Origin of the sequence: Solwaraspora sp. WMMD791 (assembly GCF_029581195.1) — a bacterium.
Taxonomy (GTDB): domain Bacteria; phylum Actinomycetota; class Actinomycetes; order Mycobacteriales; family Micromonosporaceae; genus Micromonospora_E.
The window spans coordinates 2232039-2248453 of sequence record NZ_CP120737.1; the positions used below are offsets into that span (position 1 = coordinate 2232039).

General features: G+C 69.9%; 19 protein-coding genes. 5 read left to right on the forward strand and 14 right to left on the reverse strand.

Going from position 1 to position 16415, the window contains the following annotated elements:
- The first annotated feature begins 212 nt into the window (after positions 1 to 212).
- The 3 genes from O7623_RS09665 to O7623_RS09675 all read left to right on the forward strand — a co-directional run bounded on the left by O7623_RS09665 (position 213) and on the right by O7623_RS09675 (position 4622).
- Positions 213 to 2234, forward strand: a complete 2022-nt coding sequence (locus O7623_RS09665) for a cellulase family glycosylhydrolase (protein ID WP_282228272.1) — start codon at positions 213 to 215, stop codon at positions 2232 to 2234.
- Positions 2235 to 2411: 177 nt separating this feature from the next.
- On the forward strand, positions 2412 to 3965 hold the full coding sequence (locus tag O7623_RS09670) for a class I tRNA ligase family protein (protein WP_282228273.1): 1554 nt from the start codon (positions 2412 to 2414) through the stop codon (positions 3963 to 3965).
- A 141-nt stretch (positions 3966 to 4106) separates the two neighbouring features.
- Positions 4107 to 4622 (forward strand): hypothetical protein, encoded by a 516-nt coding sequence (locus O7623_RS09675; RefSeq protein ID WP_282228274.1) that lies wholly within the window; start codon positions 4107 to 4109, stop codon positions 4620 to 4622.
- A gap of 15 nt (positions 4623 to 4637) precedes the next feature.
- Here O7623_RS09675 and O7623_RS09680 read toward each other — a convergent pair whose 3' ends face one another.
- The 10 genes from O7623_RS09680 to O7623_RS09725 form a co-directional block, all read right to left on the reverse strand.
- Positions 4638 to 5312 (reverse strand): C39 family peptidase, encoded by a 675-nt coding sequence (locus O7623_RS09680; RefSeq protein WP_282228275.1) that lies wholly within the window; start codon positions 5310 to 5312, stop codon positions 4638 to 4640.
- Positions 5313 to 5551: 239 nt separating this feature from the next.
- Positions 5552 to 6343: a hypothetical protein gene (locus tag O7623_RS09685; RefSeq protein WP_282228276.1), complete on the reverse strand. Its 792-nt coding sequence runs from the start codon at positions 6341 to 6343 to the stop codon at positions 5552 to 5554.
- Positions 6333 to 6851, reverse strand: a complete 519-nt coding sequence (locus O7623_RS09690; protein WP_282228277.1) for a SigE family RNA polymerase sigma factor — start codon at positions 6849 to 6851, stop codon at positions 6333 to 6335. Before O7623_RS09690 ends, O7623_RS09685 begins: the two co-directional genes overlap by 11 nt.
- Positions 6852 to 6869: 18 nt before the next feature.
- Complete coding sequence (locus O7623_RS09695; RefSeq protein ID WP_282228278.1) at positions 6870 to 7529, reverse strand: hypothetical protein; 660 nt, start codon at positions 7527 to 7529, stop codon at positions 6870 to 6872.
- A gap of 126 nt (positions 7530 to 7655) precedes the next feature.
- The gene (locus tag O7623_RS09700) at positions 7656 to 8360 is read right to left on the reverse strand and encodes an endonuclease V (protein WP_282228279.1); all 705 of its coding nucleotides are present in this window, start codon (positions 8358 to 8360) and stop codon (positions 7656 to 7658) included.
- A complete protein-coding gene (locus O7623_RS09705; RefSeq protein WP_282228280.1) occupies positions 8357 to 8914 on the reverse strand; it encodes a GNAT family N-acetyltransferase in 558 nt (185 codons plus the stop codon). Before O7623_RS09705 ends, O7623_RS09700 begins: the two co-directional genes overlap by 4 nt.
- 10 nt (positions 8915 to 8924) lie before the next feature.
- On the reverse strand, positions 8925 to 9461 hold the full coding sequence (locus O7623_RS09710) for an STM3941 family protein (protein WP_282228281.1): 537 nt from the start codon (positions 9459 to 9461) through the stop codon (positions 8925 to 8927).
- 62 nt (positions 9462 to 9523) lie between these two features.
- On the reverse strand, positions 9524 to 9652 hold the full coding sequence (locus O7623_RS09715; RefSeq protein WP_282228282.1) for a hypothetical protein: 129 nt from the start codon (positions 9650 to 9652) through the stop codon (positions 9524 to 9526).
- Positions 9653 to 9778: 126 nt separating this feature from the next.
- Positions 9779 to 10417, reverse strand: coding sequence for a GPP34 family phosphoprotein (locus O7623_RS09720; RefSeq protein WP_282228283.1), 639 nt, complete (start codon positions 10415 to 10417; stop codon positions 9779 to 9781).
- Between the two features lie 89 nt (positions 10418 to 10506).
- On the reverse strand, positions 10507 to 10650 hold the full coding sequence (locus O7623_RS09725) for a hypothetical protein (RefSeq protein ID WP_282228284.1): 144 nt from the start codon (positions 10648 to 10650) through the stop codon (positions 10507 to 10509).
- A 457-nt stretch (positions 10651 to 11107) separates the two neighbouring features.
- Between O7623_RS09725 and O7623_RS09730 the strand changes: the two genes are divergently transcribed.
- Together O7623_RS09730 and O7623_RS09735 are read left to right on the forward strand one after the other, a co-directional pair.
- Positions 11108 to 12001, forward strand: coding sequence for a helix-turn-helix transcriptional regulator (locus O7623_RS09730; RefSeq protein WP_282228285.1), 894 nt, complete (start codon positions 11108 to 11110; stop codon positions 11999 to 12001).
- Between the two features lie 17 nt (positions 12002 to 12018).
- Positions 12019 to 12228, forward strand: a complete 210-nt coding sequence (locus O7623_RS09735) for a DUF397 domain-containing protein (RefSeq protein ID WP_282228286.1) — start codon at positions 12019 to 12021, stop codon at positions 12226 to 12228.
- 672 nt (positions 12229 to 12900) lie between these two features.
- Here the strand turns inward: O7623_RS09735 and O7623_RS09740 are convergent.
- The 4 genes from O7623_RS09740 to O7623_RS09755 all read right to left on the reverse strand — a co-directional run bounded on the left by O7623_RS09740 (position 12901) and on the right by O7623_RS09755 (position 16412).
- Positions 12901 to 13443, reverse strand: coding sequence for a hypothetical protein (locus tag O7623_RS09740; protein ID WP_282228287.1), 543 nt, complete (start codon positions 13441 to 13443; stop codon positions 12901 to 12903).
- A gap of 176 nt (positions 13444 to 13619) precedes the next feature.
- Positions 13620 to 14195, reverse strand: coding sequence for a hypothetical protein (locus O7623_RS09745; RefSeq protein ID WP_282228288.1), 576 nt, complete (start codon positions 14193 to 14195; stop codon positions 13620 to 13622).
- Between the two features lie 354 nt (positions 14196 to 14549).
- Positions 14550 to 15053, reverse strand: coding sequence for a hypothetical protein (locus tag O7623_RS09750; RefSeq protein ID WP_282228289.1), 504 nt, complete (start codon positions 15051 to 15053; stop codon positions 14550 to 14552).
- A 168-nt stretch (positions 15054 to 15221) separates the two neighbouring features.
- Entirely contained in the window at positions 15222 to 16412 is a 1191-nt protein-coding gene (locus O7623_RS09755) for a hypothetical protein (protein WP_282228290.1), read from the reverse strand.
- Positions 16413 to 16415 lie beyond the last annotated feature (3 nt).

The following is a 16415-nucleotide window of genomic DNA, read 5'->3' on the forward strand; positions in this document are numbered from 1 at the left end:
TCCGAAACAGCGTGGACACGTTCCGGGCATGCATCCTTCGGCCCATGGCGCACAGACCCACCGGGCAATGCCGTTCATTCTGGACGTTGCGGATCACGTCCTTCCATCGCGACCTTGGCACGTCGTAACCTGTCGATGGAAGCGCTCCCACGGCCTCGCCCGGCACCCGGGAGCCACCCGAACCGCACACCCCACGACAGGAGAATCACTGCATGCCCTCGATACGGACCCGGTGGGCCGCCACGACGGCGGCCGGCCTACTGCTCGGGGCGGTCGCCGCCGTCCCGGCCACGACCACGGCAGCCGCCGCCCCACCGGCTGCCGCCACCGGCACGTCAGCTGACGCGTCAGCCGCAGCCGCCCAGGCCGTACCGGCCAACGACTGGCTGCACACCGACGGGAACACGATCGTCGACGAGGCCGGCAACCAGGTGTGGCTCACCGGCGCCAACTGGTTCGGCTACAACGCCACCGAGCGGGTCTTCCACGGTCTGTGGTCGGCCAACATCGAGGCGGTCACCCGCGCGATGGCGCAGCGCGGCATCAACATCGTCCGGGTGCCGATCTCGACCCAGCTGCTGTTGGAGTGGAAGGCTGGCCAGCCGCTGGCCCGGCCCAACATCAACGCGTACGTCAACCCGGAGCTGGACGGGCTGAACAACCTGCAGATCTTCGACCACTGGCTCGGCCTGTGCGAGAAGTACGGTCTGAAGGTCATGCTGGACGTGCACAGCGCCGAGGCCGACAACTCCGGCCACCTCTACCCGGTGTGGTGGAAGGGCTCGATCACCTCGGAGGACTTCTACCAGGGCTGGGAGTGGGTGACCGCGCGCTACCGCGACAACGACACGATCGTCGCGATGGACGTCAAGAACGAGCCGCACGGCACCCCGAACGACCCGCAGCGGGCCAAGTGGGACTCCTCGACCGACCAGGACAACTTCAAGCACGCCTGCGAGACCGCCGGCCGACGGATCCTGGCGATCAACCCCGACCTGCTGATCCTCTGCGAGGGCATCGAGGTCTACCCTCGCCCGCACGCCGACTGGGACTCGCCCAACACCAACCCGGACCTCAGCCCCAACTACTTCTACAACTGGTGGGGCGGCAACCTGCGCGGCGTCGCCGCGCACCCGGTCGACCTGGGCGCCAACCAGGACCAGCTGGTCTACTCTCCGCACGACTACGGCCCGCTGGTCTACGAGCAGCCCTGGTTCCAGGGCGAGTTCGACAAGGCATCGCTGACCGAGGACGTGTGGCGGCCCAACTGGCTGTTCATCCACGAGGACGACACCGCGCCACTGCTGATCGGCGAGTGGGGCGGCCGGTACGGTCAGGACGCCCGGCAGGACAAGTGGCTGCACGCCCTGCGCGATCTGATGATCGACTACGGCATCCACCACACGTTCTGGTCGCTGAACCCCAACTCGGGCGACACCGGCGGCCTGCTGCTCGACGACTGGACCAGCTGGGACGAGGTCAAGTACAACCAGGTGCTCAAGCCGGCGTTGTGGCAGCACGGCGGCAAGTTCGTCGGCCTCGACCACCAGGTGCCGCTCGGCGGGGCCGGCTCGACCACCGGGATCAGCCTCGGCCAGCGCTACAGCGACGGCGGCGGGGACGACGACGTGACCGCGCCGACCGCTCCCGGCCAGCCGGCCGCCAGCGACGTCACCGCCGACTCGGTGACGCTGACCTGGGCGGCGTCGACCGACGACGTCGGCGTCACCTCGTACCAGGTGCTGCGCTCCACCGCCGGCGGCCCGGCCACCCCGGTCGCCACGGTCTCCGGTACCACGTACACCGCCTCCGGGCTGACCCCCGAGACCAGCTACACCTTCACGGTCCGGGCCCGCGACGCCGCCGGCAACGTCTCGCCGGCGTCGCCGGCACGGACGGTCACCACCGCGCCGGACGACGGCGGCACCGGTGACGACGGTTGCACCGCCACGTACACGGTGACCAGCAGCTGGCAGGGCGGCTTCCAGGGCGGCATCGAGGTGCGCAACACCGGCACCTCGGCGATCTCCGGCTGGACGCTCACCTGGACCAACCCGAGCGGTACGTCGATCGGGTCGCTGTGGAACGGCCGGTTGACCACGTCCGGTGGGGTGAACACGGTACGCAACGAGCCGTACAACGGGGCCCTCGCGCCGACGGCCGCCACCACGGTCGGGTTCGTCGGCTCCGGGGCCGCCACGACGCCGACCGACCTGGTCTGCACCGCGTCCTGACCTGACACGACCTGCTGGGCGGGCCCGGCCGGGCCCGCCCAGCGGTAGCCAGCCGCCGACCCCACCCCACCAATCACCCGTACGGCCGGTGTGACCTGGGTAAGTTCGATGCGGCTAAACCGGACGATAGGCTAAGGTGACCTGCTCGAAGCGACTACCACTAGGCTGGGCACACTGATGACCTCGACGTCCTTCGTCTCGACGACCATCCCCTATGTGAACGCGCATCCGCACCTCGGTCACGCCTTCGAATACGCGCAGGCCGACGCTTACGCCCGGCACATGCGCGCGTGCGGCGAGGATGTCTACCTGTTGAGCGGATCCGACGAGAACAGCCTGAAAAACGTCCTCGCCGCCGAACGCGAAGGTCTCACCGCCCGCGAGTTGGTCGACCGTAACGTCGTTTATTTCGAACAACTCGCGGCAGAGCTCCAGCTCGACCTTACCCGTTTCATCCGTACGAGTGTCGACCGCGACCATATCGACGGCGCGATCGAGATCTGGCGCCGGATGGCCGCCAACGACGACATCTATTCCCGCGACTACCAGGGGTTGTACTGCGTCGGCTGCGAACAGTTCTACAGCCCGGCAGAGTTGGTCGACGGCAAATGTCCGGAGCATCTCGTCGAACCGGAACTCGTCGCGGAACGCAACTACTTCTTCCGCTTGTCCCGGTACGGTGACCGTCTCGTCGACGCCTTGGAGTCAGGCCAGCTGAAGATCGTGCCCGAGTCCCGCTACAACGAGGTGATCAGCTTCATCCGCAGCGGTCTGGCCGACATCAGCATCTCGCGGTCGACCGAACGTGCCCGGGGCTGGGGAATCGAGGTTCCCGACGATCCCGGCCAGGTCATGTACGTCTGGATCGATGCGCTCACCAACTACATCAACGCGCTCGGCTGGACCCGGGACGGCGAGGAGTACCAACGGTACTGGGCCGAAGCCCAGCGTCGGGTACACGTCGTCGGCAAAGGCGTCACCCGGTTCCACGCCGTCTACTGGCCGGCCATGCTGATGTCGGCCGGTCTGCCGCTGCCGACCGAGGTCGTGGTACACGGCTACATCACCGCCTCCGGAGTCAAGCTGAGCAAGTCGATGGGCAACGCGGTGGATCCCGCCGACCTGATCGCACGGTACGGGGTCAACGCCGTACGTTATTTCCTGCTTGCCGAGTTCTCGCCGTTCATCGACGGGGACTTCACCGAGGAACGGCTGATCAGCCGGTACAACTCCGATCTGGCCAACGGGCTCGGCAACCTGCTGAGCCGGGCGACCAGCATGACGGTGCGTTACCGCGACGGGGTGGTGCCCGAGGCGGCGGACCGGGGCGAGCCCGAGGCGGCGCTGGCCGCGCAGGTCGCGCAGACCCGGCAGGCGTCGGCGGCGGCGATGCGGGGGTACGACCACCGCGAGGCGCTCGCCCGGATCTGGGACCTGGTCCGGCGGACGAACGCCTACGTGGACGAGCGGTCGCCGTGGCACTTGGCCAAGTCCGACGACCCGCAGTCCCAGGCGATGTTGGACACCACCCTGCATCACCTGGTCGGTGCGGTGCGGCAGCTCGGCGACCTGATCCTGCCGTTCCTGCCGGAAGCCGGTGCCACGATCCTGCAGAACGTGGGCTCCGCTACGTCCATGGTGCCCGGTGCCGACGCCTGGCTCGACGAACTCGCCGGTACGAAGGTGACCAAGGCCGGCGCGCTGTTCCCCCGGATCGACGTAGCGCCCTGACGAACGATCCTCGCCCCGACCCGGCCCGACCGACGGCTACGGGGCAGGGCCAGGGCCACGACGCCAGCGGGCCGGGCGGCCCGGCCCGCTGGTGCCGGTCTGATTGAGTGGACGGGAGCCGTCGACCCGGAACTGTCCGCCATGCTGCACGACAGCTCCCGCTACAAGCCGTTCACCCTCAGCCCGATCGTCGACGAGGGCAGCCGGGCTCCGACGGAGCCGGACGCGCCGGCCCGGATCGTGGTCGGGCTGCTGGTCGACGCGTACGCCGCCCCGGTGCTCGCCGCACTGCACGACGCCGCCGAGCATCAGATCGCACAGACCCGCTACCGCACCGTCGACGTGGCCGTGCACGCCGTGTCGTACGCCGAGGTACGGGTGGTCGCGCACCTGGTGGAGCCGAGGCAGCCGGACCCGGAGCACCGGTTCCGCCGGGGCGCGGTCGGCACGGTGACGTTCCAGTTGGCGGAGCCGACCGCGGTGCCGGGCGACGCGCGGCGGCGGTCGACGCGTACGCCGGTCTCGGTGACCGGACGGCGATGGGCATGGACCATGTCCGGCCCCGGGCCGACCCCGCCCTGCCACCGCAGCGGTGATCGACTGGAAACGGCGCTGGCCGGGTCTCGCGCGTACGCGCGAGACCCGGCCAGCGGGTAGAAGGTGGTGCTACCGTCAGTGCGAGTAGCCGCGCTCGGCGATCCAGTGTGCCAGCGTCTCGGTCGACATCCAGTACTCCTGGCCCTCGTACCACGGGTCGGCGATCCGCACCGTGTCGCCGCCGTCGCGGTAGCCGATGACGGTCACGTAGTGCCCGCCCGGGTAGGAGTGCGCCACGCCGTCGACGTCACTCGCCGTACCGATGATGTTCGCCACCACGGCCCGGTTGTCGTCGACGGTCGCCCGCACGTCGTCGCGCAGCTTGTCGATCTGCGCCTGCTCGGCCTTGGTCGACTCGATCGCGGTGGTCTGGTACTTGTCGTTGCCGACGAGCTCGTTGAGCACCCGGGTGGTGTCCTCGGCCGAGTTGGTGCCGGCCTCGGTGGTGCCCAGCTTCTTGGCGACCTCGTCCTGCGACAGGTCGTGGCCCTGCGCGGTCAACGCGATCCGGGTCGCGGCCGGCCCGCAGTAGTAGAAGTTCGGCTGCCGCTCGTAGCGGGTGTTCAGCACCCGGTCGCCGCCGGAATGGTCGCCGCGCTCGCCACCACGGTCGGAGCTGGCAGCCGCGGCCACGTTCCCCGACCCGCCCGACGGGGCGGCCTGGGCGGCGACGGCGGGGCCGGCCACCACACCACCGGCGACGAGCAGACCAGCAACGGACAGCGCAGACTTACGGATGATCGTGTTCATCAGGAAGACTCCGTTCCGAGGGGTACGGGGATCCGGACGCCGCCACCAGACGGGCATCGGCTCCCGCGAACGGGACAGAACAGATGATCAGTCGGAGAATCGCCCGCTGACCGGTGTCGCGTCCGCCGGCTGGGCGGGACAGTCTTGCGGGCGTACCGGATACAACCGCCGGGGGGTGGCCGGCATTCCGGCGGCGGTGCCCCGGCCGGCCCGGCCGCGCCAGCCAAGGGCGAGCCCGGTCAGCCCGGCGCCGCACCGTTGTCGACAAATCGGAAAAACGTCGTCAACGTCGCATCACCCAGCTCTTCGAGGATCAGCCCCCGGGTGCTGGAGTACTGCAGGTAGGCGGCGCTGCTGCTGATCGCGTACGCGTCCTCGCCCTGGGCCTGCACGACGGTGATCTCGAACCGTTGGCGTGGTTCGTCGGCCGCGCAGACCGCCGCACCCACGGTGAGTGGTGCGGACCCGGCCGACACCACCTGCCAACAGGTGTCCGATCCGTCCGGGTCAGGGTCGGCTGTCCGGATCCGGTAGCTGTCGTCGTCGAGCGGCTCGATCACGAACAACCGCCGGCCTTCGACCCCGTCGACCTCGCCGAGCCGGCCCTCGTCGAGCAGCGACACCGCCGACTCGAAGCCGTCCGTCCGCACCATCGCCACCTGCCGCTGCCCGGACAGCAACGGGTCGTCCCCGGGCGGCGTACCGACTGTCGGGTCGGAACCGTCGTCGGACGCCGGGCCGGTCGGCGAGGCGGACGGTGAACCGGTCGGTGCCCCCGGTGTCGCGGTCGGGGTGGGGCCGGCGGGGCCGATCGGCAGCGGCGGCGCGGCCCGGTTGGCCTGAACGGCGGCGACACCGGCACCGACGGCACCGATCAGCACGACACCGACCGCAGCGGTGGCGACCTGCCGGCGACGGCGCAGCGTGTCGCCCCGGCGGCGGATGTCGGCGGCGGCGGCCAGCCGACCGGTCCGCCCGGCGTGCTCGGCCATGTCCTGCAGCACCTGCTCGGGATTGGGCTCAGACCGCATAGCTCCTCCCGTCGCCGGTGGTCTGCTGGTCGCCGTCGGTCAGCTGCGCGGCGAGGGCCTTGCGGCCCCGGGCCAACCAGGTCTTGACGGTGTTGACGTTGGTGCCGGTCTCCGCGGCGACTTCGGCGACGCTGAGCCCGGCCAGGTAGTGCAGCACGACGACCCGCCGCTGGTCGACGGTGATCTGCCGCAGCGCCGCCACCAGCGCGACGTGGTCGACCGACACCCCGTCGACCGACTGGGCGCCGGCGGTGTCCCGACGGTGGGCCTTCCACCGGTTCACCGCCTTACGCCAGGAGCTCACCGCGATGCGGTACGCGACCGTGCGTACCCAGGCTTCGGGGCTGTCGCAGTCGCGCACGGACGCCCACCGGTCCCACGCGCGGGCGTACGCCTCGGCGACCGCGTCCTCCGCGTCGGACCGGTTGCCGAGCACCACGTACAGGTGGCCGAGCACCCGCTTGGACGACGCCGCGTAGAAGGCGTCGAACTCGTCGGCGTCACGCATCCGTCAAGCCTCCACCGGTCACCTCGTCGGTGCCGGCCCGTTGTCGTTGAACCGGAAACCGTCCGGCGCCGGCGAACCGTCGCCCTGCTCCTCCAGGATCAGCCCGGACCGCGCCGAGGTACGCAGGTACGCCGAGCTGTTGCTGATCATGAAGGTGTCGTCGGTGTCAGTATCGGCGGCGACGATCTCGAACCGCTGCCGGGGGTCCCCGGCGTCGCACGCCGCGCCCTCGACCGACAACGACTGGCCGTCGCCCGGGTTGTGCACCCGCCAGCAGACCGGCTCACCGGTGCCAGGACCACCACCGACCCCCTGGTACGAGTGGATCAGGAACAGCTGCCCGTCGAGCGGCAGCGGCACGAACAGTTGCCGGCCCTCGTCGCCGTCGACCTCGGCCAGCCGTCCGTCGTCGGTCATCGACAGCCCGCCTTCGAAGCCGCCGGTCCGCACCATCGTGACCTGCCGGGTGCCGGAGAGCACCTCGGGCAGGTTCGTCGCGGTGACCTGCGGCGTCGGTGCCGCGCTGCTGGCCGGGGCGCTGCTGGCCGCCGTCGGGGACGGACCGGCCGTACCGTCACCGGCCGTACCGTCGCCGGACGGCGTGGCCGGGCCGCACGCCGTCACCGCCCCCGCCAGCGCGGTGATCCCCAGGCCCGCGATCCATCGGCTGCTACGCACGTCGTTCACCCTCATCCGGTTCGTCGGTGACTCCGGCGGCGAGGGCATCCCGCCCGCCACCGGGGTCCGGTCGATGTTCCTGTTTCGACCGACGTACCCCTTGACGTGCGACGGTGACACCTGGTTTCAGCGGCTACGGAAAAGGTCGCCGCGCTGCCCCCGCAGGGCTTCCCGGCTGGCCCGGTCCGCCAGCCGGGTGGTCTCCGGCAGCCGGAAACTCGGCGTCAGACGCAGCGTGATCGCCGCCGCCTGGTCGAGGTCGATGAGATGCCCGGCCGACACGTACACCGGGGCGACCCCGGTCCGGGTACGCAGCGCCCGGCCGACGACCTCGCCGCCGTCGACCAGGTCGGCCCCGCCGCCGCGCTCGCGCGGCACCTCGCCGTCGGTGTCGACGAACGCCGTCTTGGCCACGCCGAACGCCGGGATGCCGGTGAGCACGCCCAGGTGGCTGGCCAGGCCGCAGCGGCGTGGATGCGCCACGCCGTACCCGTCGCAGACCAGCAGGTCCGGACGGACCGCGAGCTGGTCGAGGACGGCGAGCAGGATCGGGATCTCCCGGAACGCGAGCAGGCCCGCAACGTACGGGAAGTCCGCGACGCCGGTCGCGGTGGCGCTGGCCACCACGGACAGGTCGTCGGCGAGGTCGAGCACGACGACGGCGCCGGCGAGCCGACCACCCGCCGACGAGTCGGACGCGTACGCCACGTCGACACCGGCGACGAACCTCGGCGGTACGGGCATCGGCTGGTCGACCCGGACCCGGCGGGCCAGCTCCCGCTGGATCTCGATCGCTTCCTGCTCGGTACGCGGTGTCCCCGGCGTCGTCACCGGACCGGCCCCGACGCTGCCGGCTGGTCGGACAGGGTGATCCAGTAGCGGCGGGTGCGGCCGAGCTCGGTGTCCCGTACGTCCTCCAGCACGCCGCCGTGGCGTTCGATGACCCGCGCCGACGCGGCGTTGCCGTCAGCGCAGGTGATCAGGACCCGGTCCAGGCCGCGGGCGGCGGCCAGCGGCAGCACCGCGCCGAGCGCCCAGGTCGCGACCCGTCGGCCCCGGGCCGACGGCCGTACGCCGTACCCGATGTGCCCACCGGCGCGCAGCAGGAAGTCGTTGAGCCGGTGCCGCAGCGAGATCGCCCCGAGGTAGCTGCCCTGCTCGACGATCCACCAGTGGGTGGCGTGCACCCGTCCTTCGTCGGCGGGCAGCGACTCGTCGCCCTGGCGGCGCAGCCGGTCGACCCAGGCGGCGAACCCGGCGGCCGTGTCGACGTCGTCGGCCGGGCGCAGCCCACTGCCGTCCTGATGAGTGCCGGGCCCCCACTCCTCGCGGGCGGCAAGCCACGACGCGTACAGCTCGGCGGTGGGTGCGATCAGTTCGGGCACGCCGGGCAGGTTAGCCCGGCGGCCCGCCCGGTGCCACGCCATTGCGGTGTCGCAGCACCGCCTCGGCCAGATCTTCGACCCGGCACCTCAGGCCGACCGTGCCGATGTGCACCCCGGAGTAGCCGGTCCGCCGGTTGACCCGCAGCAGGATTCGCGCCGAGCGGCTCGACAGCGCCGCACGTTCCGCACCGGGGAACAGGTCGAGGGTCAGGAACCGTTGCCGGCCCACGCCGGTGACCCGGACCGACGCGACCGACAGCCACGGGATGGTCCGGGGCGACAGCCGACGGTCCAGCACACCCCAGGGGCCGATCAGCACGATGGGCCGACGTTGGAATAGCTGCCAGACCAGGCGCAGCACACCGGCCGTAAACAGGGCCAGGCCGAGGGCACCGACCAGCAGGTACGCCGCCGCGAGCGGATGCGGCAGCCCGTCGAGGCCGCTGACCGCCATCACCAGGCAGGCAGCGATCAACGCCAGCCCGGCGACGACCCAGCCGAGGGTGCGCCAGAACGACCGGTGGAACGCGGCCGCCGGCTCGCCCACCGCTTCTCCCCTGTCCTGTCGTTGTGCCACCCGACCAGCATGACCGGTGCCGACCGCAGGACTCAGACGCTCGGCGGCGGCGTGGTGGTCAGTTCGCCACATTTCGGGCACCAGCGGCTCTTGACCCGGAACGAGAACAGCCCGGCCAGGTAGCCGAGCACCGTGGCACTGGTCAACGCGCAGATCTCCATCGTCGTCTGCCTTTCCTGTCGTCTTGTGTCGTCTTCTGTCGTCGGTGGTGGGACGGGGTCGGGCCGGCGGTTGCCGCCACCGGCCCGACCCCAGCTCGGTGGGCGGCGTCCGGGCCGGCGCGTCGGTCAGCCCCGGTGGGCGGCGACGGTGCGGCCGAGCGCCGCGCGGGTCTGCCGGGCCAGGTCAGCGATCGGCGGCCAGCCGTGGTCGACGAGGCGGCGCAGGTCGTCGTAGGCGTGCGGCGGTGCGCCGTCGAGGAGGTGCCGGTCGAGGCCGCAGGCCCAGGCGAGAGCGGCGAGGCCCTGGTCGGTGACGTCGAGACGCCGCCGGGCGCGTAGCGCGGTGGCCAGCCGGGCGGTCGGCCAGGCGGCGGTGTTCATGTCGGTCGGCACCCACCGTTCGTCGCGGCCGACGAGGCGCCGGCGGGTCACTTCCCGGCGTACGTGGCCGGCGCGGGTCAGCCGGGTGGTGACCTGCCGTACGGCGGTGTCGCTGAGCACTTCCACCCAGGTCCGCACCGGTTGCGGGGTCGGCGCGGCGCTGATCTGGGCGAGCAGGCCGTGCACCAGATCGTCCGGTGGGACGATCCTCGCCCCGACGGCGACCCGGCCGTGCCGGACGGTGATCCACTGTGGGTAGAGCAGTTCGGCGAGCAGTGCGGCGGCCAGGCCGTGGCGCAGTGCCCGGGGGTGCAGCAGTGGGCGGCCGTGCAGCCGGTGGTGGGCCATCCGGAACAGGTCGTCAGCCAGCGGGTACGTGGGCATGGTGGCTCCTCGTCGGCGCAGTGACAGGGTGGGGCTGGTCCGTGGGTGGGGTCGCGTCGGCCGGGATCGCGTGGGGCGGGTGGGGCGGCTCAGGTACGCCAGACGATCAGCACCTCGTCGGCGTCGGCACCGACGTACACCTGATCGATGGCGTCGCCGATCACCTCAGCCTGGGTACGCGGCGTCGCGGCGGCGGCCAGGTCGGGGCGGCGGCGGGCGATGGACAGGCCCACGAGCCGCTCGATCCGGCCGGCGTCGACCGGTCGCAGCCGGCAACCACACGGCCCCGGTACGCCCGACCACCGTCAGCGGTCCACAACGGCTCCAGCCGCCGCCCACACGCCGCACACATCAGGACCCCACGCAGCAGCCACTGGTCGGACGTGTCGCCGCGCTCGGGTTCCCCGACCGGTGGGCCGTCTTCGGGCAGGTCAGAGCGCAGCGAAGGCATCGAAGGACTCCTACGGGTTCACGAGGTTGACCGGCGACGGAACGGGCGCCACCGGCACAGCGGACTGAAGATCACAGATCGTCGCGATCTAGTAACCCGCTTGGATCGACAGTGGCACGCCGAATCTGGTCCGTCAATTCTTCCATGGAAAAATCTTGAGACCATCTCGATCAGTCGGCTTTAATGATCAAGATGGATCGCGCTAGCCTGGTTGCGCTGACAGGCATGGATGGTCCAAGATGGCGGAATCCACCTCACCCACTGTGGAGGCAGACGTGCCCAAGGTCGTCGGTCCAACCATCCCGCGCTGGCAGCTCGGCGAGGAGCTCACCCGCCTACGCCGCGCCGCCAACCTCACCGAGGCAGACGTCGCCGACAAACTCGGCTGCTCCGAGTCGAAGATCAAGAAGGTCGAGGCCGGCTACGTCGGCACCAACCGCGCCGAACTGCTGGTCATGCTCGACATGTACGGCGTCACCGACGAGGCCGCCCGCAACGACATGATCGAGCTGCAGAAGCGCGGCAAGGAGCGCGGCTGGTGGTCCAAGTTCGGCATGGTGCCCCAGCAGTTCGCGACCTTCCTCAGCCTGGAGTCCTCGGCAACCAGCATCCGCGTCTTCGAGCCGCTGATGGTCCACGGGCTCCTGCAGACCGAGGACTACACCCGCGCGATCGTCTCGACGCATACGCCTGGGCTCACGCCGGATGAGATCGAACGGCAGGTGCAGATCCGCCGCGCCCGCCAAGAGCGGATCTTCGCGGACCCGCCGCAGACCTGGATCATCCTCGACGAGGCGGTCCTGCACCGCCGGGTCGGCGGCACCGACGCCATGCGCGCCCAGCTCACCCACATCCTCGACACCGTCAAGGCCAACCGTTGGCTCACCCTCCAGGTCGTCCCGTACAGCCACGGCAGCTACCCCGGTGAGCTCGGCGCGTTCACGATCTTCGACTTCGAGGAGGACATCCACTCCCCCGTCGTCTACGTGGAAGGTCAGGCCGGCGGCCTCTATCTCGAACGTGACGCGGACCTGCGCCGGTGTAACCTGGCGTACAACCACATCACGGCCGCCGCGCTCAGCCCACCCGAGAGCGCCAAGCTGATCACCGCCCTGACCCGCGCCACGGGTTGACCGACGAGGAGCAGCACGTGACCCCCGACCTCGACCTCAGCACTGCCGTCTGGCGCAAGAGCAGGAAGTCATCCACGAACGGTGGCTGCGTCGAGGTCGCCAACCTGGGTCAGGCGTACGCGCTCCGCGACTCCAAGAACCCGGACGGCCCGGTCCTCATCTTCACCCCAGAGGAGTGGGACTGCTTCCTCGACGGCGCAGAAAAGGGCGAGTTCCGCCAACTCTGACCTACTTCCGTAGGCCCCAGGGACACCGAGGTCATCACCGGTTCTGGCGGATGGACACTCAGAGAAACATATCGATGTAGCTTGCCTCGCTACAACAAGCCCTCATCGATTTGAACGCAGTCCGACACTAGTTCTTGCAGCTCAAATGCGATAGCCATGATTCGCTCCCCAACTTCCCCAGCATATGAATTCGAGTTCGATTCGGTTGCCGGAAATATGTCGACTAGTATGTTGACACCCAGTCGTGGGATAGCATCAAGATTCGCCCAAGCCGAGGCACATGCCCCAAGAGCGGACTTGAGCGACTCCAACGCCGACTCATCTAGCCCACGGTTCATTCGAAGCGAAAGATCGAACTCCTTCCAGGAGTCAGCCAGAAACTGCAATTCCTGCGAGACAATGATCACGATGGACCTCCAACGACCCAAGAGATTGCATCGGCGGGCACCCGACCCGTCAGTAGCACCTCTCCGGAAGATTTAGCTCTATTGATTGCAGTAAAACCTTTGATGCCATGCTGCGCCCGCCCCGCGTCAGTGGATAGATCGAAAACGCCACCTGAAACCTTGTCAAGATCAATCCTAACCATACGCCCCGATGACCATTGATCTGCGGCAGCCAAACTTCTCGTGGTGGAAATGTACTGCGATCGCCAGTTGGCTCGACTCCCGTTCAGCACATGTCCGGCCGGCGTGTACGTCGCACCTGGGTTCTTCGCAACCAGACCATCCGCTGGATCCTCATCCGGTCGCAGATTTCGATAGACGAAATCACCTTCGCCCTGGTCCGGAACACTGCCGGTGGCGCCCTGGACCGGGCGGTGGCTTCGCTGGCGTCCCGGCGGCTGGTCGCCGCGTCGAAGCCGGGCTCGGCGACACCGGTCGGGGTGGTCGGGACCGCCGGGTCGTGCGGCTGGTACGGCGGCAGGGTGCCGGCTGCCTGCTCGGCAACCCGACCGGCACCGCCGTCGGCGTCGGTCGCGTCTGCCGGGACGTGATGGTCACCGGTGAACGGTGCCGGTCCGGCCATCGCCGGCGCACCGAGCGCGGCCGCCGCAGCCGACCACAGGGGACGTTTCGAGGCCCATGACCAGAGCCAGGAGACCGGCCAATTGTCGGCCGGTACGGCACCGGCCGGCACGGCGACGGTCAGCCCGAACAGCAGCAGCGTGACGATGGCGATCCGCCGGGACGCACGACCGATGGCACGGCGCATGGCCGCCCTCCCCCGTGTACCGAAAACTGTCCGACATCGATCATGCCGACGTCGGACAGTCTCCGATGGCACAAGCGGAGCGCACAAGCATCCGTACGGAGGGTTGACCACACATCGCCGTCGGCGATTTAATCCCCGGCTCAGCCGATGGCTCGGTCCCCGACTGAGTCCTCAGCTCAGTCATCGGCCGGAGCACCGACCGCCGCGTCCACCAGTTCCCGGACCCGCTGCTGCAGCGCCGCATCGTCGGTTTCGGTCACCACGGTCACGTTGCCGGCGTCGACCGCCGCCGATCCATCGTCGACCAGTACGAAGCTGGCCTGCGGGTGCCGGGCGGCGTCGCGGACCGTCGCCGCCACCGGCCCCTCACCCACCGCGAGAATCAGCTCACACCCGCTGCCGGCGAGGCTGGCGAGATAGCTCGCCGCGTTGTCGGCGGTCTGCGGGCCGTCCACTTCGAGGAACTGCACTCTGGCTCGCGTCTGCAGCGACGACTCCTGCATCGCGGTCCATACCGGCGCGGCGGCCGGGTCGGTCACCCCGGCCGCGCCGGTGAGCAGGCACACGGTGACGTCCCGGTACTCGCGGGCGCGGGGCTCAGCCGGATCGTTCGGCCACAGCGCCGCCACCAGCACCGCCAGAACGACGACGACCAGCGCGGCAATGACAGCGAGTAGTACGATCCGGGCCCGCCGTCCACTGAGGCGACCCGGTGTCGGCTGGCGGTCTCGACCGCCCACACGCTTCGGCACGGTCGCACCCTACCCGTCGGCAACCGCCGCTCCGCCGCACTGCTGCCGGTGTGGCACCGTAGGCGCAGGCCAGGCGGTCAGCGGTGATGGGCCACCGCTGAGATTAGAACCAGGCTACGCTCCAGGACGTTGGAGTTGACGGAATTGATTCTTCATTGGATTCCAGACACTTCGTGACGCGACCTAGAAGTTGCACTTTGCGCGGGAGCCGAGTTTCTCCTACCGCATTTCTCAATTCAGAGTCATGTGGATGAGTCTGGGGCGAAATAGCCGTTTGTTGATTGATATTCGAGCCATGGCGGCGAGTCTGCCGGGTGCCTACGCACCTCGTCGCGCAGGCACCCGTACCGCAGGTCATTTCACCGCGCGGATGTCCTGGATGACGCCGTACCCGTCCGCGTTGTGTGTCACCTGGTGGGGACCGAAGACGTCCTGGAGCGCCTGGTCAAGGTGTCCACCCGGGTTGATGGTCCCCAGACCCGCACGGATGACCACCCGTCCACCCGCCTGCAGCAGCCGGTGCGCGGCTCGCACTGCGGTCAGGCACCAGCCGCGGTTGGCGAACAGCGGGCCGGGCAGGTTCTCGAAGAATATGACGGAGAATCTGCCGCCCGGCAGGTCCTCGGTGTGGTCGGCGACCCAGAAGTCGCCGACCCGGTGCGGCCCCTGGGCGTGATTGACGTCGATCGTGTAACTCAGGTGTGCAGGAATGAAGATGTCGGCGTGGGTGTTCGGGTTCCCGAGCGGAATCCGGTGCCCAGGAAGCTGGTTTCCACCGACGTCGACGACATGGGTGGTCCCACATCCGACAACGATGATCGGCTCGTTGTTGTAGGGCAGATTGTCGACTGCGGGCATGAGGGCAGGCTGCACGGTGACCTCCGGGCACGGAATGGATTCAGGTCAACGCTATGCCGAATCCCGCCCGACCCCTACTGTCTGTCCGGGACCGGTCACACGAATGCCCTCAATGCACGATGTGTCGTGTCGTGGAACCGGGTTCCCTGGCGCGAAGGACCCTGTCCGTCAGCGCTGGGCTCCGACCCCGCCGATGGTCGGCCCGTCCGGCCACAGCGCGGTGAGGTCGGCGGGGGTCAACGGCCCCTGGTACGCGGCCCGCAGCACGGCCGTACGGGCGGCGGGGCCGCCGGTGTCGGCCAGCGCGACGAACCAGTCGATACCGGCCGGGTACGCCCACAGGTACGACCGCAGTTGCGGGTCGACGCTGCGGTCAGTCAACGCGTTGCCGATCTCCTCGTCGGTCCAGAACGGCACCCGCTGCCGCGCCCACCGCACACAGTCGGCCACCGGCACGCCGTCGTCGACCGCCCGGTGCAGGCCGGCGCGGACCAGCTGGGTGTAGTGCGCCAGCCGGACCCGCGCCACCGCCGGGGCGTCGTCGCCGATGACGAACAGCGGCCACGCCTGCGCCAGCCCTTCCAGCAGCACCTGGGTGTCGGTGTGCACCGACAGCAGGCGTACCGCGCCGTCGTCGACGGCGGTCCACCGCGCGTACCAGCTGGCCGACTGCAGGGCGTGGCCGAGCACTTCGTGCAGCGCGAACACCCGCGCCTGGGTCTCGGTGAACTCGGCGCGGTGCCGGTTCAGTCGCAGTCGGGCGGCCGTGCCGGCGCCGTCGAGCCAGTACGACCAGTAGGCGTCGACCTCGACCTGTTCGATCGTCAACTGGTACGGCGCGTCGGTGCCGGTCGCCGCCCGTACCAGTGGTTCCAGGTCGGTCGCGGCCTGTTCGATCGCGTCGGCGGCGTCCTGGCCGCGCAGCCGGCCCTCGACCCTGGTGAGCTGGGTGAGGGTCCGGTCGTCCCAGTCGACGTCGAGGTCGGCCAGGCAGGCGCGGGCGCGGTCGCCGACCTGCGTGAGGTGGGCCTCGGACCAGCCGGCGCTGGCGCAGCCCTGGGTGCGCCGTAGGTAGTCGGCCAGCGGCAGCCGCTCCCCCAGCATCGCCTGCAGGTAGGTGCGGTCGGCGTCGACGCGGGTCCGCAGCCGGGTGTCGGCCCGGCAGGCCGGCTCGTCGGCGATGGCGGTCAGTTCGGCGAGTACGGCGACCCGGCTGGTGGCCGGTGGCGGCGCGGCCGAGTCGGGCTGTGCTGGACGGCAGTCGTAGTCGATCACGGGGGTGGTGCCGCGTCGCCGTTCGTAGCCGTCCCAGGCGCGCAGCGTCGCTTCGATCCGGTCCCGCACCGCCGTCGTCGTCATGGT